At 71.1% G+C, this 19,266-nt stretch carries 18 protein-coding genes; 8 read left to right on the top strand and 10 right to left on the bottom strand.

Annotation, left to right across the window (positions count from 1 at the left end):
- Nucleotide 1: 1 nt before the first annotated feature.
- From J3S20_RS05490 to J3S20_RS05455, 8 genes are all read right to left on the bottom strand, one after another.
- The gene (locus tag J3S20_RS05490; protein ID WP_216835246.1) at nucleotides 2-568 is read right to left on the bottom strand and encodes a DUF2585 domain-containing protein; all 567 of its coding nucleotides are present in this window, start codon (nucleotides 566-568) and stop codon (nucleotides 2-4) included.
- A 64-nt stretch (nucleotides 569-632) separates the two neighbouring features.
- Nucleotides 633-1,604, bottom strand: coding sequence for a Bug family tripartite tricarboxylate transporter substrate binding protein (locus J3S20_RS05485; RefSeq protein WP_216835245.1), 972 nt, complete (start codon nucleotides 1,602-1,604; stop codon nucleotides 633-635).
- Nucleotides 1,605-1,630: 26 nt separating this feature from the next.
- Nucleotides 1,631-2,437: a sugar phosphate isomerase/epimerase family protein gene (locus tag J3S20_RS05480; protein WP_216835244.1), complete on the bottom strand. Its 807-nt coding sequence runs from the start codon at nucleotides 2,435-2,437 to the stop codon at nucleotides 1,631-1,633.
- Nucleotides 2,437-3,582, bottom strand: coding sequence for a dihydrodipicolinate synthase family protein (locus J3S20_RS05475; RefSeq protein ID WP_216835243.1), 1,146 nt, complete (start codon nucleotides 3,580-3,582; stop codon nucleotides 2,437-2,439). Before J3S20_RS05475 ends, J3S20_RS05480 begins: the two co-directional genes overlap by 1 nt.
- 2 nt (nucleotides 3,583-3,584) lie before the next feature.
- Nucleotides 3,585-4,739: a Gfo/Idh/MocA family protein gene (locus tag J3S20_RS05470; protein WP_216835242.1), complete on the bottom strand. Its 1,155-nt coding sequence runs from the start codon at nucleotides 4,737-4,739 to the stop codon at nucleotides 3,585-3,587.
- A gap of 15 nt (nucleotides 4,740-4,754) precedes the next feature.
- Nucleotides 4,755-5,795, bottom strand: coding sequence for a dihydrodipicolinate synthase family protein (locus J3S20_RS05465; RefSeq protein WP_216835241.1), 1,041 nt, complete (start codon nucleotides 5,793-5,795; stop codon nucleotides 4,755-4,757).
- A 60-nt stretch (nucleotides 5,796-5,855) separates the two neighbouring features.
- Nucleotides 5,856-6,509, bottom strand: a complete 654-nt coding sequence (locus J3S20_RS05460; RefSeq protein ID WP_216835240.1) for a TetR/AcrR family transcriptional regulator — start codon at nucleotides 6,507-6,509, stop codon at nucleotides 5,856-5,858.
- Complete coding sequence (locus J3S20_RS05455) at nucleotides 6,496-7,521, bottom strand: NAD-dependent epimerase/dehydratase family protein (RefSeq protein ID WP_216835239.1); 1,026 nt, start codon at nucleotides 7,519-7,521, stop codon at nucleotides 6,496-6,498. The genes J3S20_RS05460 and J3S20_RS05455 overlap by 14 nt, the downstream gene beginning before the upstream one ends.
- Before the next feature lie 29 nt (nucleotides 7,522-7,550).
- Here J3S20_RS05455 and J3S20_RS05450 point away from each other — a divergent pair, with 29 nt between their 5' ends.
- The 4 genes from J3S20_RS05450 (at nucleotide 7,551) to dut (ending at nucleotide 12,553) form a co-directional block, all read left to right on the top strand.
- Nucleotides 7,551-8,546, top strand: a complete 996-nt coding sequence (locus J3S20_RS05450) for an SMP-30/gluconolactonase/LRE family protein (RefSeq protein ID WP_343215162.1) — start codon at nucleotides 7,551-7,553, stop codon at nucleotides 8,544-8,546.
- A gap of 247 nt (nucleotides 8,547-8,793) precedes the next feature.
- Complete coding sequence (locus J3S20_RS05445; RefSeq protein ID WP_216835238.1) at nucleotides 8,794-10,809, top strand: DUF4139 domain-containing protein; 2,016 nt, start codon at nucleotides 8,794-8,796, stop codon at nucleotides 10,807-10,809.
- A 124-nt stretch (nucleotides 10,810-10,933) separates the two neighbouring features.
- The gene (gene coaBC / locus J3S20_RS05440) at nucleotides 10,934-12,109 is read left to right on the top strand and encodes a bifunctional phosphopantothenoylcysteine decarboxylase/phosphopantothenate--cysteine ligase CoaBC (protein WP_216835237.1); all 1,176 of its coding nucleotides are present in this window, start codon (nucleotides 10,934-10,936) and stop codon (nucleotides 12,107-12,109) included.
- A complete protein-coding gene (gene dut / locus J3S20_RS05435; RefSeq protein ID WP_216835236.1) occupies nucleotides 12,110-12,553 on the top strand; it encodes a dUTP diphosphatase in 444 nt (147 codons plus the stop codon).
- Nucleotides 12,554-12,557: 4 nt separating this feature from the next.
- Here the strand turns inward: dut and J3S20_RS05430 are convergent, their stop codons facing one another.
- Nucleotides 12,558-12,995, bottom strand: coding sequence for a DoxX family protein (locus J3S20_RS05430; RefSeq protein WP_216835235.1), 438 nt, complete (start codon nucleotides 12,993-12,995; stop codon nucleotides 12,558-12,560).
- A gap of 165 nt (nucleotides 12,996-13,160) precedes the next feature.
- Between J3S20_RS05430 and J3S20_RS05425 the strand changes: the two genes are divergently transcribed.
- From J3S20_RS05425 to J3S20_RS05415, 3 genes are read left to right on the top strand one after another with little or no spacing between them, the layout of a single operon-like run.
- The gene (locus J3S20_RS05425; protein ID WP_216835234.1) at nucleotides 13,161-14,093 is read left to right on the top strand and encodes a LysR family transcriptional regulator; all 933 of its coding nucleotides are present in this window, start codon (nucleotides 13,161-13,163) and stop codon (nucleotides 14,091-14,093) included.
- 22 nt (nucleotides 14,094-14,115) lie between these two features.
- Nucleotides 14,116-15,711, top strand: coding sequence for a GMC family oxidoreductase (locus J3S20_RS05420; protein ID WP_216835233.1), 1,596 nt, complete (start codon nucleotides 14,116-14,118; stop codon nucleotides 15,709-15,711).
- Entirely contained in the window at nucleotides 15,708-16,202 is a 495-nt protein-coding gene (locus J3S20_RS05415; protein ID WP_216835232.1) for a GNAT family N-acetyltransferase, read from the top strand. Before J3S20_RS05420 ends, J3S20_RS05415 begins: the two co-directional genes overlap by 4 nt.
- A gap of 2 nt (nucleotides 16,203-16,204) precedes the next feature.
- Here the strand turns inward: J3S20_RS05415 and J3S20_RS05410 are convergent, their stop codons facing one another.
- Nucleotides 16,205-17,170 (bottom strand): calcium-binding protein, encoded by a 966-nt coding sequence (locus J3S20_RS05410; protein WP_216835231.1) that lies wholly within the window; start codon nucleotides 17,168-17,170, stop codon nucleotides 16,205-16,207.
- A 164-nt stretch (nucleotides 17,171-17,334) separates the two neighbouring features.
- Here J3S20_RS05410 and J3S20_RS05405 point away from each other — a divergent pair, with 164 nt between their 5' ends.
- Entirely contained in the window at nucleotides 17,335-19,263 is a 1,929-nt protein-coding gene (locus J3S20_RS05405) for a transglycosylase domain-containing protein (RefSeq protein WP_343215161.1), read from the top strand.
- Nucleotides 19,264-19,266 lie beyond the last annotated feature (3 nt).

Here is a 19,266-nt window from a genome sequence, read left to right as displayed (position 1 = left end):
GCTACCTCGCCGCCTGCCATTCCTTCACGGCATCCAGCGGCCAAAGCAGCATCAGCACATTCAGGGTGAGGTTGTCGCGGATCACCAGCGCGACGCCCACCTCCATCGCCAGCAGCAGCGCGACGCTGCCCCAGACCGGCAGCCGCGCGGCCAGCGCGAAGCCCAGCCACATGGCGACGATGTCGAAGCCGGAATTCAGGACGCTGTCACCAAAATAGTCCAGCGCGATGGTCGCCTCGCGGTAGCGCTGGATCACCGCATCGGTGTTCTCGACGATCTCCCACCCCGCCTCCACCACCGTCGCGATGGCGGCGCGCGGCAGCAGGCCGAGGCGGCGCGCCACCAGGTGCAGGGCGGCGTAGAAGATCAGCCCGTGCGCGATGTGGCTGGGCGTGTACCAGTCCGTGATGTGCTGCGAATTCTCGGCACTGATGACCTCGCCATGCCACAGCTTGATGCTGCCGCATTTGCAGATCGGCTCCCGCCCCATGGCCAGCAGGATGAGCACGGTGGCGGCGAGCAGGCCGAGCAGGATGGCGATCCAGGCCCAGCGGGGCAGCGAAGGCATATCGTGAGGCCTTGGAAGGTGCGGCCGCAGCCTGGCGATGCTGCGGCCGCCGTCAAGGCTGCGTTCAGTTCACGGTGATGCGCGCTTCCCGGATCACGCGGCCCCATTTCGCCGTCTCCTCCCGCATCGTCGCGGCGAGCTCCGCGGGGGTGGAGGTCACGGCATCGGCGCCAGCGGCCGCGAGCCGCTGCTGCACGGCGGGCTCCGCCAGCACTTCGCGCAACACGGTGGACAGGCGCTCTGTCGTCGCGGCGGGCAGGCCGGCAGGGGCCATGACGGCGCCCCAGGAGGTAGCCTGCGCATCCGCGAGCCCGGCCTCGGCAAAGGTCGGCAGGTTGGGCAGCAGGGCGGAGCGCTTCGGGCCCGTGACCGCCAGCGCCCGCACGCGGCCGCCCTGCACCTGCGGCAGGGCGGAGGGCAGCTGGTCCAGCATCACCTGGACGTTGCCGGCCACCGTGTCGTTCAGCGCCGGCGCGCTGCCGCGATAGGGCACGTGCTGCATCTCCACCCGCGCCACCAGCTTGAACAGCTCCGGCACCAGATGGGTGGAGGAGCCGTTGCCGCCGGAGCCGTAGGACAGCGCATTCGGCCGCGACCGCAGCAGCGCCAGGAATTCCTGCAGGTTCTGCGCGGGGACGGAGGGATGCACGATCAGCACATGGTCGGTGGAAAAGGCCATGCCGATCGGCGTCAGGTCGGTCGCCGGGTTGAAGCCCATATTGGTGTAGAGATGCGGGTTGATGGTCAGCGTGCCGGTGGTGCCCATGAGGATGGTCAGGCCATCCGCCGCGCTGCGCACCACGTTCTCCACGCCCACATTGCCGCCGGCGCCGGTGCGGTTTTCCACCGTGACGGGCTGGCCCAGCTTTTCCTGCATCCGGTCGGCGATGACGCGCGCCACGACGTCGGTCGCGCCGCCCGGCGGGAAGGGCACCACGAAGCGCAGCGGCCGCGTGGGCGCCCAGCCCTGGGCAAGCGCCGGCGTGGCGAGGACGGTGCCGAGCAGCGCGCGGCGCGAGATGCGGAGGCCGGTCATTCTTGTTCTCCCGTTTCTTGTTGGTCTCAGACGGCGGAGGCGTGGCGTTCCTTCAGCAGGGGCAGCACCTGGTCCGGGTCCTGCTGCCACCAGTGCTTCGACAGGATCTCGACCTCGGCGAAGCTGTCGTAGCCCTGCGCTTCCACCATGCGGCGGATGGCGGGGATGTCGATGCAGCCTTCGCCAGGGATGCCGCGATCGAAGACGGTGTCGAGCGTCGGCACCTTCCAGTCGCAGACATGGAAGGCGGCGATGCGCGAACCGGCGCGCGCGACCTGCGCTTCCAGCTGCGGGTCCCACCAGACGTGGTAGACATCGAGCGCGACGCCCATGCCTTCGCCGAATTCGTCGCAGAGGTCGAGCGCCTGGCCGAGCGTCGACAGCACGGAGCGGTCCGCGCAGGTCATGGGATGCAGCGGCTCCAGCGCGATGGTCACGCCGGCGGCGCGCGCCGCTGGCATGATGGCGGCGAGCCCATCGCGCACCATGGCGCGCGCGCCGGGCAGATCCTTGGAACCCGGCGGCAGGCCACCACACACCATCACCAGGCAGGCGGCGCCGATGGTGTGCGCTTCCTCGATGGCCCGCAGATTGTCCTCGATGGCCGCGGCGCGGCCAGCGGCATCGGCGGCCGGAAACATGCCGCCGCGGCACAACCCGCTGACCGCGAGGCTGGCATCGCGGATCTGCTTTGCGGCACGCTCCACGCCCATGGCCTGCAGCACGTCACGCCAGGGCGAGATGGCGGGGATACCGTGCCGCGCACAGCCCTCGATACAGTCGGCGAGGCCCCATTTCTCCCTCACCGTGACGGTGTTCAGCGACATCTCCATCAGGCGGCACCGTGCAGCGCGAGCAGGTTCCGCATCCGCGCCACCGCCATGTCCGGATCCCGCAGCAGGCCGGCCTTGTCGGCCAGGCGAAACAATTCCGAAAAATGGCGGATGCTGCGGGTGGATTGCTGGCCGCCGATCATGACGAAGTGGTCCTGGTGGCCGTTCAGCCAGGCCATGAAGACCACGCCCGTCTTGTAGAAGCGCGTCGGCGCCTTGAAGATATGGCGGCTCAGCGGCACCGTCGGCGCCAGGATGTCGTGGAAGGTCGAGAGGTCGTTCTTCGCGAGGCTGGCCAGCGCACCGCCCACCGCCGGCGCGATCGGGTCGAAGATGCCGAGCAGCGCGTCGGAATAGCCGTGGCTGTCGCCGGCGATGAGTTCCGCGTAGTTGAAGTCGTCGCCGGTGTACATGCGCACGCCCTTCGGCAGGCGGCGGCGCATCGAGATCTCCTTCTGGTCGTCCAGCAGCGAGACCTTCACGCCATCGACCTTGTCGGCATGGGCGTGGATGACCTTCAGGGCGGTCTCCATCGCCGCCATGTGGTCGTGATTGCCCCAATAACCTTCCAGCGCCGGGTCGAACATTTCGCCCAGCCAGTGGATGACGACGGGCTGCTTCACCTGGGACAGGATGCGGTCATAGACGCGCTCGTAATCCGCCGGCGATTTCGCGGCTTTCGCCAAAGCGCGCGAGGCCATCAGGATGATGCGGCCGCCCATCGCCTCCACGGCCTCGCACTGCTCCTCATAGGCGCGGATCACATCGTCCACGGTCACGTCGGGGCCGGGTGCGAGGTGGTCCGTGCCGGCGCCGCTGGCCATCACCGCGCCGGGATGGTCCTGCATCGCGTCCAGTGAGCGGCGGATCAGCTCCTGCGCCGCCGTCCAATCGAGGCCCATGCCGCGCTGCGCCGTGTCCATCGCCTCCGCCACGCCGAGGCCCAGCGACCACAGGTGCTTCCGGAAGGCGATGGTGCGGTCCCAGTCGATCTTGGCGTCGAGCCACGGGTCCTGCTCGGCCATCGTGTCCGCCACGACATGCGCGGCGGCGAGTGCGACGCGCGGAAAAGGCGGCGTCGCCTTCGGGAAATCGCGCGGGCCCTTCAGGGTGTAATCGCCCTCGGGCAGCTTGATGGTGGGCATGCTCACACCTCCAGCTTCGGCAGATCGATCCAGCGGCGCTCCGCCCAGCTCTGCAGCCCGGCCTCCGCCAGCTGCACGCCCTTGGCGCCGGCCAGCAGATCCCAGGGATAGGTCGCGACTTCGCCGGCCAGGTATTTGAAGAACAGCTCCCACTGCACGCGGAAACCATTGGGCATCGGCTCGGTGTCTGGGATTTCCTGCCAGCCCTCGTAGAAGTTGATAGGCTGCGGCGTGTCGGGGCTCCAGACCGGCTTCGGCGTGTTCACGCGCGACTGGGTCCAGCACTTCTGCAGGCCTGCCACCGCGCTGCCATGCGTGCCGTCGACCTGGAAGGTCACCAGGTCGTCGCGCCGCACCCGCGTCACCCAGCTGGAGTTGATATGCGCGATCACGCCGCCTTCCAGCTGGAAGGTCGCATAGGCCGCGTCATCGCTATCCGCCTTATAGGGTTTTCCCGACTCATCGATGCGCGTCTCAATATGCGTCGCGCCGAGGCAGGAGACGCTCTCGACATTGCCGAAGAGATTATCCAGCACATAGCGCCAGTGGCAGAGCATATCGAGGATGATGCCGCCGCCCTCATCCTTCTTGTAGTTCCAGGACGGGCGCTGGGCGGGCTGCAGGTCGCCCTCGAAGACCCAGTAGCCGAACTCCCCCTTCACGCTGAGGATCTTGCCGAAGAAGCCGCTGTCGATCGCCATCTTCAGCTTGCGCAGGCCCGGCAGGAACAGCTTGTCCTGCACCACGCCGGCCTTGATGCCCTTCTGCTTCGCCAGCCGCGCGACGGCCATGGCATCGGCCAGGCTGTCGGCGGTCGGCTTCTCGCAATAGATGTCCTTGCCGGCCTCGATCGCCTTGGTCAGCAGGCCGGCGCGCATCTGCGTGGTCGCGGCGTCGAAGAACAGCGTGTCCTTCGGATCGGCCAGGCAGGCGTCGAGGTCCGTCGAGACGCGGGAGATGCCATGCGCCTTCGCCAGCGCCTCCAGCTTTTCCTTGTTGCGGCCGACCAGGATGGGGTCGGGCATCACGCGATCCCCGTTCTTCAGCATCACGCCGCCATCCTTGCGGATCGCCGCGATGGAGCGGATCAGGTGCTGGTTCATGCCCATGCGTCCGGTGACGCCGTTCATGATGAGGCCGATGCGGCGTTCCGCCATGTTTGCCAATATCCTTCAGGAGAGCCAGGTGTTGAGGTTCGCGCGGACGAAGGCATCGTCCGTCAGATGCGGGTAGCGTTGCGCCACCGTGGTCAGCAGTTCGGCCTGGCCCGGCGAGAGGCTCTCGGCCGGGTCGAGGCACCAGATGCCCTCCAGCAGGCCCTGGCGGCGCAAAATCTCGTGGCAGCCGGCGATGACGCCGTGGAAGCTATGCGCCACGTCGAAGACGGCGGCGTTCATCTCCGTCACCTGCGCATCCAGCGCCAGCAATTCGGGCGTGGCATCGGCGCCGCAGCAGCGCGCATGCAGGTCGACAGCGGCCTTGGTCCAGACGCTCCAATGCCCCAGCAGCCCGCCCAGGATGCGGAGCGGCGTCTTGGCGCCGGCCAGCGCGAAGGGCGTCAGCAGATCGGCGACGATGTGATCGTCGTTGCCGGTATAGAGGGAAATGCGGTCCACCGCCCCCGCTTCGAGCACGCCGCGCAGAACGTTCAGCGTCGCATAGCGGTCGAAGGGCGCCATCTTGATGGCGACCACATTCTCGATCGCGGCGAAGCGGCGCCAGAAGGACAGCGGCAGCTTCACGCCGCCCACCGCCGGCTGCAGGTAGAAGCCGAAGACCGGCATCTCGGCCGCCACCGCCGCGCAATGCGCGATGATCTCGTCCTCCGAGGCGCCCTTCCAGGCGGCGAGGCTCAGCAGCACCGCGTGGTAGCCGAGGCCGCGGGCGATCCGCGCCTCCCGCACCGCCTGCTCCGTGCGGCCGATGGCGCCGGCGACCAGGATGGGCGCGTCATCCCGCTCACTCGCGGCCTCGGCGGCCAGGGACAGCACGCGGTCGAACAGCCCGACCTGGCGGATGGCGAATTGCGTGGTGTGGACGCCCACGGCGAGCCCGCCGGCGCCGGCCGAAAGGTAGTAGCGGGACAGCGCGCGCTGGCGCAGCGGGTCCAATTCCCGCCGCGCATTCAGCGCCAGCGGATGCGCCGGGATGGCGCAGCCGGCCCGCAGCCGCGCCAGCACGTTTTCGGGCCAGTCCTGCCAGCGCAGACCCACGGTGTTTCCCCCCGCCAACCAGTAACCAGGCGGTTACTTTGTCTCGGCCGGGCGGTCAGGTCAAGGCCGTAGGTAGCCCAGGACGAAGTCGGAGATATGCGCCTCCCGCGCCGCGATGGCGGCTTCGGTGTCCAGCGGCGTGCCGAAGATGGTGGACAGGGTGTGGCGATTGGCGACGTAGAAATGGCCCAAGGCGAGGATGGAGATATAGAGCTGCATGGCGTCCACCCCGTCGCGGAAGATACCCGCCGCAGCGCCGCGCGCCAGCACCGTGGTCAGCGCCTCCAGCATCGGGGAATAGAGCGCCGGTACATGTTCCGACCGGCTCAGATAGGCGGCGCGGTGCAGGTTTTCCTGGTTCAGCAGGGCCACGAATTCGGGGTGGCGGCTGGTGTAGCGCAGGTTGAAGGCCACGAGGCGCACCATCGCCTCCAGCGGCGGCAGGCTGTCCACCGAAAGCTCCCGCTCCTCCTCCCGCTTCGCGGCATAGGCGCGTTCCAGCACCGTCAGCCACAGCTCCTCCTTGCTGCCGAAATAGGCGTAGAGCATGCGCTTGTTGGCGCCGGCGCGGGCGGCGATTTCGTCCACGCGGCTGCCGGCCATGCCCTTCTCGGCGAATTCCACCAGCGCCGCATCCAGGATGCGCTGGCGCGTCGCGCGGGCGCGGGCGGAGAGTTCGCCCTGCGCGCGGATCGTGGTGCTAGAAGCGGCCATCCCGGACCTCGAATTTCGTCGCCTTGCCCAGCGCCCGGCCGCCGCTGGCGACCCAGTCCGCCACCCAATCCACCAGCACCAGCAGCGGCACGCGGGGGTAGCCGAAGCGGGCGAAGGCGCGGGCGGCGTTGGAGAGCAGCGCATTCGGCGCCTCCGTCCCCGCGAATTCCGGCGTGCGGTCCATGCGCTGCGCCAATTGCTCCGCCAGCCAGCGCACCGAAACGGTCTCCGGCCCCGTCACGTTCAGGATCGGGCAGCTTTCCTCGGCGGCGGCCAGGGCGCGCAGAGTCCAGGCATTGGCATCGCCCTGCCAGATGACGTTCGCATGCCCCATGGCCAGCGGCACCGGCGTGCCGGCCAGGACCTTGGTGGCGATGTCATGCAGCACGCCGTAGCGCAGGTCGATGGCGTAGTTCAGGCGGATGCCGAAGCAGCGCGTGCCGCGGGTGGCGGCGGCATGCTGGAAGGCACGTTCGCGGCCGAGGCAGCTCGCGGCATAGTCGCCGATCGGGGCGGGCGTCGCATCCTCATCCGGCATTGGTCCGTTCACCGGCCACATCGGCAGCACATTGCCGGTGGAGAAGAAGACGATGCGCGAGGCCGCCCAGCGCGCCGCGACGCGGGCCGGCAGCTGCACATTCATCGCCCAGGTCAGCGCCTCATTCCCCGTGCTGCCGAATTTCATCGCCGCCATGAAGACCACGTTCGGCGCATCCGGCAGCGCCGCCAGCGCCGCGTCGTCCATCAGGTCGGCGGCGAGGCATTCGATGCCCCAGCTCTCCATCCGCGCCCGCAGCCCGGCCTCGGACCAGCGCGCCACGGCGATGACGCGCCGCGCCGGGTCGGCGCGCTTGGCCAGGCGGCACAGCGTCGGACCCATCTTGCCGGCGGCGCCGAGCACCAGGATGTCCCCCGGCACGCGGGCCAGGTCGGCGATCAGCGCCGGGTCGGGGCGCGACATCACCTCCTCCAGCGCCGCCTCATCGGCGATGCGCTTTGGCAGATCGGTCATGGTTCCCCTCCCGGCGATATCGCGCCAGCATGACGAGGACCATGCCCGTCGCCAAGACCGCCGGGCCCGAGGAGGAGATCGCGATGACCTGGCAGGAAAGCCTGCGCTACCCGGACCCCGCCATCCGGACCCTGGACCCGGCCTTCAACAAGCTGCGCCTGCCGCTGAGCTCGGTGGAGCGGCTCTGGACCGGCAGCCGCTGGGGCGAGGGCCCCGTCTGGCTCGGTGACCAACGCTGCCTGCTGTGGTCCGACATTCCCAATAACCGCGTGCTGCGCTGGGACGAGGAGACGGGGCAGGTCACCCACTTCCGCAAGCCGTCGGGCAACGCCAATGGCCATACGCGCGACCGCCAGGGCCGCATCGTCGCCTGCGAGCATGGCGGCCGGCGCGTCATCCGCATCGAGTATGACGGCGCCATCACCGTCATTGCGGACAATTACCAGGGCAAGCGGCTGAACAGCCCGAACGACGTGGTGGTGAAGTCCGACGGCAGCATCTGGTTCACCGACCCGCCCTTCGGTATCGGCGGTTTCTATGAGGGCGAGAAGCATTCTCCCGAGTTGCCGCACACCAACGTCTACCGCGTGGACGGCACCACGGGCCAGATCACGCTGGTCGCGGATGATGTCGACCATCCGAACGGCCTGGCGTTCAGCCCCGACGAAAAGATCCTCTACGTCATCGAGAGCCGGTCGGAGCCGCGGAACATCCTGGCCTTCGACTGCGATGGCGTAAAACTCAGCCGCCGCCGCGTCTTCGTGAAATGCGCGCCGGGCGAGACGCCGGACGGCTTCCGGGTGGATGTGGACGGCAATCTCTGGTGCGGCTGGGGCATGGGCGCGCCGGGGCTGGACGGGGTGAAGGTGTTCGATGCCGCCGGCACGCCGATCGGCTTCATCGACCTGCCGGAACGCTGCGCCAATGTGTGCTTCGGCGGGCGGCACCGGAACCGGCTGTTCATGGCGGCGGCGCATTCGCTCTACAGCCTCTATGTGAACACCCAGGGCGCGCCGGGCGGCTGAGAGACCGTTGGAGAATGCAGGCGGCTGAGGGTCCGCAGGTGATTTTTCGTTCCTGCAAGGCGGGCGGTGCGGCCGATGCTGGTTGCATCGGCAAGCCGCCCAACGCTGCAGGGGCGGAAAAGCGCCGCGGAACCGACCCGCCCGGTATTCTCCAACGGTCTCCGATTCCTCGCGCCTTCGTGTGCCGGGCGGCCGCAAAGCTGCCCGGCTTCGGCATCAGCCTGCGCGGAAACCAGGGGACCGCCCGATGACCGCACGCCGCGCCTTCGCCACCCTGCTTCTGGCGACCACCGCGCTCACCGCCCAGGCGGCGGAGCTGCCGGTGCGCGGCGTGACGCTGTCCTCCGCCGGGCTGGCGCAGATCGAGCGGGCGGGGCCGGTGGCCGCCGCCGATCCCGCACTGACCTTCCGCGTGCCGCTGGCCGATGTGGACGACATCCTGCGCTCCCTGGTGGTGGCCGACCCGGCGGGCCGCGTGGAGGGCCTGCGCCTGCCCGCCCAGGACCTGGCCGCCGAGGCTTTTCGGGGGCTGCCCGCCCGGCCCGAGGATTTCGCCAGCCGCGCCACCCTGCTGAACGCGCTGCGCGGCCAGCGCGTGGCGGTGGGGGAGACGGAGGGCCGCATCGCCGAGGCCTCGGAAAGCAAGGACGGCCTGCGCCTGACCCTGCTCTCCGCCACTGGCCTCCGCAGTATCGAATTGCGGGAGGCGCAGGAGGTGCGGCTGCTGGATGAGGCGCTCGCCGCCCGCCTGGCCCGCGCGGCGGAGGCCCTGGCCGAGACGCGCAGCGCCGATACCCGCCAGCTTTCGGTGGCTCTCCGCGCCGGCGCCGCGGCGGGGCGGGAGGTCTCGCTGACCTATGTCGCCGGCGCGCCGCTGTGGAAACCCTCCTGGCGCCTGGCCGTGCCGGAATTCGGCGCGGCGGGGGAGGCGCGGCTGATGGGCTGGGCGGTGGTGGAGAACCACACCGGCTCCGACTGGGACGGCATCCGCCTGTCCCTGGTCTCCAGCGAGGCCGCGGCCTTCCGCCAGGCGCTTTACTCGCCCGTGCTGCTGCCGCGGCCCGAACTGCCGATTCTCGGCAGCGGCCAGGTGGAGGTGCGCGCCGATACCGGCGGCCGCCCGGTACCGCCGCCGCCGCCGGTGGCCCAGGCCCCCTTTGCCCCGCCGGGCGCCATGGCCCGCATGGCGGCGCCGGCCCCCGTCATGGAAGCCGCGCCGGCCGCCGCGGAAGCCACCGCCGCCGCCTCGCTCGGCCGCGTCGCCTTCACCTTGGCCGATCCGGTGACCATCCGCTCCGGCCAGACCGCCAATGTGCCCTTCCTCGATGCGCGGCTGCCGGCGGAGCGGGTCTGGTGGGTGCAGGGGCTCGGCGGGCGGCATCCGCTGCAGGCGGTGCGGCTGCGCAACACCACGCCGCATGCGCTGCCCGGCGGCCTCGCCACGGTCTATGGCAGCGGCGGCGCCGAATCCGGCGGCTTCCTGGGGGATGCGGAGCTGCGCGGCCTGCCGACGGGCGAATCGCGCATCCTCGCCTTCGCGCGCGACCAGGGCGTGCAGTACAGCGTGGCGCAGCGCGGCACCTCCGTTCCCATCGCCGTCGCCCTGCGGCGCGGCGCGGTGCAGGTCACCCAGCAGCTGGTGCATACGGTGACGCTCGCCGTGGACCCCGGCACCGCCCGCGGCACGCTGGTGCTGGACCTGCCGGCGCGCCGCGGCGAGACGCCGCGCTTCACCCCGGTGGCGGAGGGTGATTTCGGCCAGCGCGTGGAGGCGCGGCTGGAGGGCTCGCCCACCAACCTCGAATGGGCCTGGCAGCGGGAGACCACGCAGCAGATCCCGCTCTGGGACACCGCGCTGGCGGAGCCGCTGCCGCCCGCCTGGCGCGACCTCTCGCTCGATCGCGACATCGCCCGCCTGCCCGGTGGCACCGATCGGCTGGAGGCGCTGCGCACCCTGCTGGAGAGGCTGCCGGCCACGGCCCCGGGCCGCGCCGAGCTCGCCGCCCTGGTCGAGGATTTCGGCGCCGCTCGCCGCGCCCTCGATACCTTCCGCACCGCCGCCCGCGCCCATGCGGCGGATGAGGCCGCGCTGGCCCGCGCCCGCCGCGCCTATGAGGATCGCACGGGGCCGGAGCGGGAGGCCGCGCGCACGGCGCTGAACGCCGCCAGCCTGGCCGCGGGGCGCAGCGGGGCGGAGGCGGATCGCGCCTGGACCGCCTGGCGCGGCCTGGCGCAGCGCGTGGTGACCCGGGGTGGAGGCTGAGCCCATCCCGGGCTGGAAGCGATCCGCCGAAGCACGGCGGATCGCTTCCAGCTTGTTGTTCTGGCGCATTTTCCGAGTCGCCAGGCGATACCGCCTGGCTTGAAAATGCTCTAGCCTGCCCGGCATGGCCCATCTGCTCCTCATCATCTCCGGCAGCGTCGCCGCCTTTAAGGCGCTGGAGCTGGTGCGGCTGGCGCGCAAGGCGGGCCATGCCGTGACGCCCATCCTGACCGCCGGCGGCGCCCGCTTCGTGACGAAGGAGGCGCTGGCCGGAATCTCGGGCGCCCGCGTGCATGACGACCTCTGGGCGGCGGAGGCCGAGATCGGCCATATCCGCCTGGCCCGCGCGCCGGACCTAGTGGTGGTGGCGCCGGCCTCGGCCGATCTGCTGGCGAAGATGGCGACCGGGCTGGCAGATGATCTGGCCTCCACTGTGCTGCTTGCGACGCGCGCCCCGGTGCTGGTGGCGCCCGCGATGAACCCGGCGATGTGGGCGCATCCGGCAACCGTCGCGAATATGAAGTCCCTGGCCGCGCGCGGCGTTGCCGTGGTGGGGCCGGAGGAAGGGCCGATGGCGGAGCCCGAGAGCGGCCCTGGCCGCCTGGCGGAGCCGTCGGCCATCCTGGCGACCATCGAATCGCTGCTGCACCAGGGCCCGCTGGCCGGCCGGCATGTGGTGGTGACCAGCGGGCCAACGCACGAAAACATTGACCCTGTGCGCTACATCGCCAATCGCAGCAGCGGCCGGCAGGGCCATGCCATCGCCGCGGCGCTGGCGGCGCTCGGCGGGCGGGTGACCCTGGTCAGCGGCCCGGTCGCGGTGCCGGACCCGGCCGGCGTGACCGTGGTGAAGATCGAAAGCGCGCGGGACATGCTGGCGGCGGTGGAGGCCGCGCTGCCGGCCGATGCGGCGGTCTTCGCCGCAGCCGTCGCCGATTTCAGGCCGGCCGAGATCGGCACGCAAAAGATCAAGAAGGTGCCCGGCGCGCCGCCGCCCGAGATCACGCTGACGCTGAACCCGGACATCCTGGCCACCATCGCCCAGCGCCAGGTGCAGCGCCCGCGCCTGGTGGTGGGTTTTGCCGCCGAAACCGAAAACGTCGTGCCCCACGCGCAGCAGAAGCGCCTGCGAAAAGGCTGCGACTGGATCGTGGCGAATGACGTCTCGGGCGATGTGATGGGCGGCGCGGAGAATGCCGTGCATCTGGTGACGGAATCGGGGGTGGAGGATTGGCCTCGCCTGCCGAAGGCGGAGGTGGCGCGGCGGCTTGCGGCGCGGATTGCGGAGACACTGGCATAAATGGTCGAGATCCTGGTCACCCGCCTGCCGCATGCCGAGGGCCTGCCCCTGCCCGCCTATGCCACGCCCGGTGCGGCGGGGATGGACCTGGTGGCCGCCGTCGCCACGCCGGTGGTGATCCCGCCCGGCGGCCGCGCGCTGGTGCCGACCGGCCTCTGCATCGCCCTGCCGCCGGACCACGAATTGCAGGTGCGGCCGCGCTCCGGCCTGGCGCTGAAGCACGGCATCACCATGCCCAACACGCCGGGCACGGTGGATGAGGATTACCGGGGCGAGCTGCAGGTGATCATGATGAATGCCGGCAGCGAGCCCTTCACCGTGGAACGCGGTATGCGCATCGCCCAGGCGGTGGTCGCGCCCGTGGTCCGCGCCCGGTTCCGGGAGGTGGCGGTGCTGCCGGAAACGGCGCGCGGTGCCGGCGGATTCGGCTCCACCGGCACCTGATCGTTCAGGCCCGGGCGGCCACCGCGCCGCGGCCGGTCAGGCGGCCCAGATCCAGCGCATAGGCACCGGCGCCGAGGCCTGCCTGCACCAGCAGCAGCACGGTCCAGAAGGCCGGGAATTCCCAGCCGCCGCCCGGGGCGCTGAAGATCCAGGGGTTGCCGGCGTGCTGGAGGGTGGCGCCGATCATGATCGGCAGCAGCAGCAGGCTCACCGGCCGCACCCAGACGCCGAGGATCAGCGCGATGCCGGCCAGCGTCTCCGCCACCGCCACCACGGCGCCGAGCACCGGCGGATAGCCGAGGGAGCCGAAGAAGCCCATCGTGCCGGCGAAGCCGAAGGTCATGATCTTCAGCAGCAGGCCATGGGCCAGGAACAGGACACCCATGCTCACGCGCAGCAGCAGCGCGGCATAGGGGGTGGTGGTGCGCTCGTCGAGGCTCATATCCGTGTCTCCATCGGGCGGGGCGCCAACGGCCCCGGTGTGGGCCGGGTTATGGCCCCGCAGGGCTGGCGGCTTCCAACACGGGGATGGAACAGCGATCATCACCACCACAAATGATGCGCGCGCCGTCCCATGCGCGCGCCTCACCCTTCGGGATGCCCGACCTTGGCTGACCTGCAGACCCTCGACCTGAACCTGCTCCGCGTCTTCGACGCCGTGGCGCGGGAGCGGCATGTGACCCATGCGGCGGAAAAGCTGAACCTGTCGCAGCCCGCCGTCTCCAATGCCCTGGCCCGGCTGCGCGCGGCGCTGAATGACGAGCTGTTCCTGCGCCGCCCCGGTGGGGTGGAGCCCACGGCCCTGGCCCTGTCGCTGGCCGGCCCGGTGGCGGAGGTGCTGGACCGGCTGCGCACCACGCTCGCCGACCACGCCCCCTTCGACCCGGCGACGACGGACCGCGTCTTCACCGTGGCGCTGTCCGAATATGCCGAGAGCGTGCTGGTCCCGCCGCTGCTGGAACAGATGCACCAGGAAGCGCCGAACGCCCTGCTCGCCGTGCGCCATGCCGACCGCACCAATGCGCTGGACCTGCTGGCGAAGGGGGAGGCGGAGCTGGCGGTGGCCGTGCTGCCCGACCCGCCGGCGCTCTATACCCGCGTCCGGCTATTGCCCGAGAATTTTCTGACCCTGGTCCGCGCCGGGCATCCGCTGGCGGAGGGGCCGCTGACGCTGGACCGCTTCACCGCCTTCCCGCATCTGCTGCATTCGCCGAACGGATCCCGCGACGGCGCGCTGGACGAGCCGCTGCGGGAGGCCGGGTTTCCGCGCCGCCTCGGCGCCGTGGTGGCGCATCTCGGCGCGGTGCCGGAGATTCTGGCGCGGACGGACATGGTGATGTCGCTCTCAGCCCGGCTGGCACAGCGCATGGCGGAAACCTACGGCCTGGCGCTGCGGCCCTGCCCGGTGGAGTTCAAGCATACGCGGCTTTCGATGATCTTCCACCGCCGCTTCGAGGCCGATCCCGGCCATGCCTGGCTGCGGCGATCGATGCTGGCGGTGGCGCGGGAGGTGGGGCCAGTGCCGGGTGTGGGTGCGTGAGCACCGCAAGGGGGGTCGGGGCGTGACGGCGTTCGACTACGTCATCGTCGGCGCCGGCAGCGCGGGCTGCCTGCTGGCGGACCGGCTTTCCGCCTCGGGCGCAAGTGTCGCCGTCATCGAGGCCGGCGGGCGCGACCGCCACCCCTATCTGCACATCCCCGCCGGCTATGCCCGCATCCTGACCCACAAGGCCCTGACCTGGGGATTTCGCACCGCCCCGGATTCGGCCACCGGCAGCCGGGCGCTCGACTATCCGCGGGGGCGCGTGCTGGGCGGGTCCTCCTCGATCAACGGGCTGGGGCATGTCTGGGGGGACCCGTCGGATTACGACCTCTGGGCCCAGAAGGGTTGTGCCGGCTGGTCCTGGGCCGATCTCGCGCCGCATTTCGCGGCTTACGAACGGGCGGAGGAGGACGGCCCGCATCGCGGCCGCACCGGCGCGCTGCATGTGCAGCACCTGGCGGAACTGCCGCCGCTGGTGGCGAAGATGCGGGAGGCCGCCGCCGCCATCGGCCTGCCCACGCCGCGCGACATGAACGGCCCAGGGGCCGAAGGGGGGCGGGAGGGTTTTTCCACCTTCCAGCAGACGCGAAACGGCCGCCGCCGGCACTCCGCCGCCACCGCCTTCCTGAAACCCGCCTTGGCGCGCGGCGTCGCGCTGTTCGACCAGGCGCTGGCGCTACGCATCGAGCTGTCGGAGGGCCGGGCCACCGGCATCCGCATCCGCCGCGGCGGCGCGGAACAGATGGTCGCGGCGCGGCGCGAGGTGATTCTCTCGGCCGGCGCCATCGGCAGCCCGCATCTGCTGATGCTCTCGGGACTCGGCCCGGCCCAGCATCTGCAGGACCAGGGCATCGCCGTGCAGCGGGACATCCCCGGCATCGGCCGGAACCTGCAGGACCACTATATCGCGCGGCTCACCTGGCGCCTGGCCGATCACCGCTGGTCCGCCAACCGCCGCATCACCTGGCCGCGCCTGGCGCTGGAGGTGGTGCGCTGGCTCGCCCGCGGCGACGGCGTGCTGACCTGGTCGCCCGGCATGTTCGGCGTGTTCGCGAAAACCGAGCCGGGGCTGGAGGCGCCGGATATCCAGCTGAATGGCGGCCCGCTCTCCTGGGCCGAGGGCCGCATCGGCGTGCCGGAGGACGCGCCCGGCCTGACCATCGGCGTCTGGCAATGCCGGCCGCAGTCGCGCGGCAGCGTCACCCTCGCCTCGGCCGATCCGGCCCAGGCCCCGGTCATCGCGCCCCGCTTCCTGACGGAGGCGGCGGACCGCGCCGCCCTCGCCCGCGGCATCCGCCTCGCCCGGCGCTGGATGGCGGCCCCGCCGCTCGCCGGCATCGTGCGGGAGGAAGTGCGCCCCGGCCCCGGCGTGGAGTCGGACGCCGATCTCATCCGCTTCGCCGCCGAGACGGGCGGCACCGTCTACCACCCCTGCGGCACGGTCCGGATGGGCGGGGACGGCGCCCCGCTCGACCCGCGCCTGCGGCTGCGCGGCGTGGCGGCGCTGCGGGTGGTGGATGCCTCGGCCTTCCCGGACATTCCGGTCTGCAACATCAATGCGACCGTGCTGGCCGTCGCCCACAAGGCGGCCGGGCTGATCCTGGAGGATGCATGACCATCGACGAGGCCACCGAGGCCGACCTGCCCGCCATCCTCGCCCTGATCAACCAGGCGATCGCCGAGACCACCGCCGTCTGGCACCTGCAGCCGGAGACGCTGGAAACCCGCGGCGCCTGGTTCGCCGCGCGCCGCGCGGCCGGCCTGCCGGTGCTGGTGGCCCGGCGCGGCGATACGGTGCTCGGCTTCGCCAGCTACGGCCCCTTCCGCCCCTTCGCCGGCTACGACGCCACGGTGGAGCATTCCGTCTATGTCGACCCGGCGGCGCATCGCCAGGGCATCGGCGCGGCGCTTCTGGCGGCGCTGGAAGCGCAGGCCCGGGCGCAGGGGCGGCATGTGATGGTGGGCGCGGTGGAGGCCGGCAATGCGGGCTCCATCGCGCTGCACCTGCGCGCCGGCTTCGTCGAGACGGGCCGGATGCCCGAGGTCGGCCGCAAGTTCGGCCGTTGGCTGGACCTGGTGCTGCTGCAGAAGCGGCTTGGCGGCTGAACTCAGCTCCGCCGCCCGGCCACATATTCGTAGCCGCCGAGCTCGATGAACTCCATGTTGCGGAAGCTGATCGTCTCGCCATGGATGGTGACGCTGCCCACCACCCCTGCGACGGAGAGCCGGCCATCCGGCAGGATCTGCGGCTGGGCGGAACCGGGCTCCAGCTCGATCGCCGCAAGCAGCTGCTGCGCATCCAGGATGCCGGTATCCTCCAGCCGCAGCGTATCGGTGCCCTGGCCGCCATTCACATCCTCATGGCCGTCGCCGATCTGCCAGACGACACGGTCATTGCCATCGCCGGCGCTGACATAGTCATGGCCCCGATTGCCGAAGATCACGTCATCGCCGCCGCCGGCATAGATGCTCTGGGAGGTATGGGCGCCGGAGATCGTGTCCTGGCCCTCGGTCCCATAGACCATGGCGGGGAAGCTGATGCGGGTGATGCCTTCCAGGCGCAGCGTCTCCCCGCCGATGGTCAGCGTGGCATTGCCGGTCAGCGAGATGAAGCGGCCATCGAGCTCGGCGCGGTCGAACCAGGGATCGTCGAGCTGAAGCCCGGCCAGCACCTGCTCCATCCCGTATTCCGGCGGCAGGTGCAGCTCCAGCATGTCGCTGCCCTGGACGCCATAGGGGGTCTGGGCGCCCCTGATGACGTCGTTGCCGTCGCCCATCGCCCAGATGATCAGGTCGTTTCCGGCGCCGGTGACGATGGTGTCGTCGCCGGTGCCGCCGATCACGACATTCATCGGGCCATCGGCATGGATGACGTCGTCGCCGGCGCCGCCCTCGACGAGGTTGTAACCGCCATTCGCCACGATGGTGTCGTTGCCCGCATCGCCATGGATGCGGTCCGAGCCCGCCCCGCCCTGGAGCAGGTCATGGCCCTGCGTCCCCCGGATCTCCGCCCCGCCGGTGACGGCGGCAAGCGCGGCGAAGTCGAGCGGCTGTGGCTGAAGGGGTTTCGACATGCGCGCGTGTCTTCCTGATGGGGCCTTCGGAGGGCTCGGGCAGGCAGGATAAGCGGGCCTTCGACGGCTGCCTCGTTGCAAATTCCTAACATGGCCAAAGGCGTTGCATATGGGCCCCGGCCGGGTGTCGGGCCGCAGGGCCGAAAATGCTGTAGGGTGGGGGTGTGACTCGCCGCGCCGCCACCCCGCCGATCCGCGCCCCACGCAAGCACCGCCCCGCCCCTGCGCAGGTGGCGGCGGCACGGGCGGCGCCGCGCCCGCCGCCCCGCCGCTCCGCCTGGCGCTGGCTGCGCTGGATGGTGCTGCTCGGCACCTGGGGCGCCCTGGCCATGGCGGCGGTGCTGCTCGTGCTGGTCTGGGATCTGCCGCGCACCGACCTGGCGCTCAGCCAGACCCGCCGCGCCGGCGTGACGCTGGAGGCGGCGAATGGCACCGTCATCGCCACCTCCGGCGATGTGCATGGGGAGATCGTGCGGCTGCGCGACCTGCCGGCGCATCTGCCCGCCGCCCTGCTGGCGATCGAGGATCGCCGCTTCCGCCAGCACTTTGGCATCGACCCCATCGGCATCGCCCGCGCCGCCTGGGTGAACTGGTCCACCGGCCAGATCGCCCAGGGCGGCTCCACCCTGACGCAGCAGCTGGCCAAGAACCTGTTCCTGACGCCGGAGCGCAGCTTCCGGCGCAAGGCGCAGGAGGCAGTGATGGCGCTGTGGCTGGAATGGAAATTCAGCAAGGACCAGCTGCTCGAGATCTATCTCAACCGCGTCTATCTCGGCGCCGGTGCCTTCGGCGTGGATGCGGCGGCGCGGCTGTATTTCGGCATCCCCGCCACGCGGCTGAACCTGTGGCAATCGGCGGTGCTTGCCGGGCTGCCCAAGGCGCCGTCCCGCCTGAACCCGCGCACGGCACCCGAGGCCGCCGCCGGCCGTGCCGCGGAAGTGCTGGGCGCCATGGTGGAGACCGGCGCCCTGACCCAGCGCCAGGCGACGCTGGCGGCAGAGAACATCCGCATCCCGCCACGGCCCTCCCGCGATTCGGGGTGGTTCGCCGATTGGGCGCTGGACGACCTCGGCGCCCGCTTCCCCGGCAATGCGGACCTGGTGCTGCGCACTTCGCTCGACCTGCGGATCCAGGCGGTGGTGGAACAGCGGCTGGAGGCACTGCTGGCCGGCCCCGGCGCGCGGGCGGGCGTCGGCCAGGGCGCGGTGGTGGTGATGCAGGCGGAATCCGGGCTGATCCGCGCCATGGCCGGCGGACGGGACTATCGGCAGAGCCAGTTCAACCGCGCCACCCAGGCGCGCCGGCAGCCGGGCTCCGCCTTCAAGCCCTTCGTCTTCCTCACCGCGCTGGAGGCCGGGCTTTCGCCTGCCGATATGGTGGCGGATGGCCCGATCAACCTGGGCGGCTGGCGCCCCGGCAATGGCGCCTGGCGCAGCCAGGGCGAGATCACGCTGGAGGAGGCGCTGGCCCATTCGGTGAATACCGCCGCGGTGCGCGTGCTGGCCCGCGGCGGCGGCGCCCGCGCGGCGATGGCCACCGCCCAGCGTTTCGGCCTGCCCGGCCCCTTCCCGGGCGATGCCACCCTGGCGCTCGGCACCGGGGAGGTGACGCTGCTCGACCTGGTGGCGGCCTTCGCACCCTTCGCCAATGGCGGGCTGCTGCCGGAGCCGCGCGGCCTGGTCTCGGCGCGGGCCGATGGCCAGCCGGTGCCGGCCGGGCGCCCCACCCTGCTGCGGGTGACCACGCCGGAGCACGCCGGCGAGATGCGCCGGATGCTGGAGGCGGTGGTGGCGCGCGGCACCGGCCGCGCCGCGCAGCCCCCCGGCGGGCGGGCGGTGGCCGGCAAGACCGGCACGACCCAGGACTTCCGGGATGCCTGGTTCATCGGCTTCATCGCCGCGCCCCCGGGTGCGGGCGGCGGCACGCTGGTCGCCGGCGTCTGGCTCGGCAATGATGACGCGACACCGATGGCCGATGTGCGCGGCGGCACGCTGCCGGCGCGATTGTTTCGAGATATAATCGAATCCCTGGCCCAGGCCCCGGCACAGGATCCGTCGCGGGATGCGGCGCAGACCCTGGGGGCCGCGCGATGAAGG

It is taken from the genome of Falsiroseomonas tokyonensis, assembly GCF_019024325.1.
In the GTDB taxonomy this organism is placed as follows: Bacteria; Pseudomonadota; Alphaproteobacteria; order Acetobacterales; family Acetobacteraceae; genus Falsiroseomonas; species Falsiroseomonas tokyonensis.
This window is presented reverse-complemented; position numbering and strand designations above follow the sequence as displayed.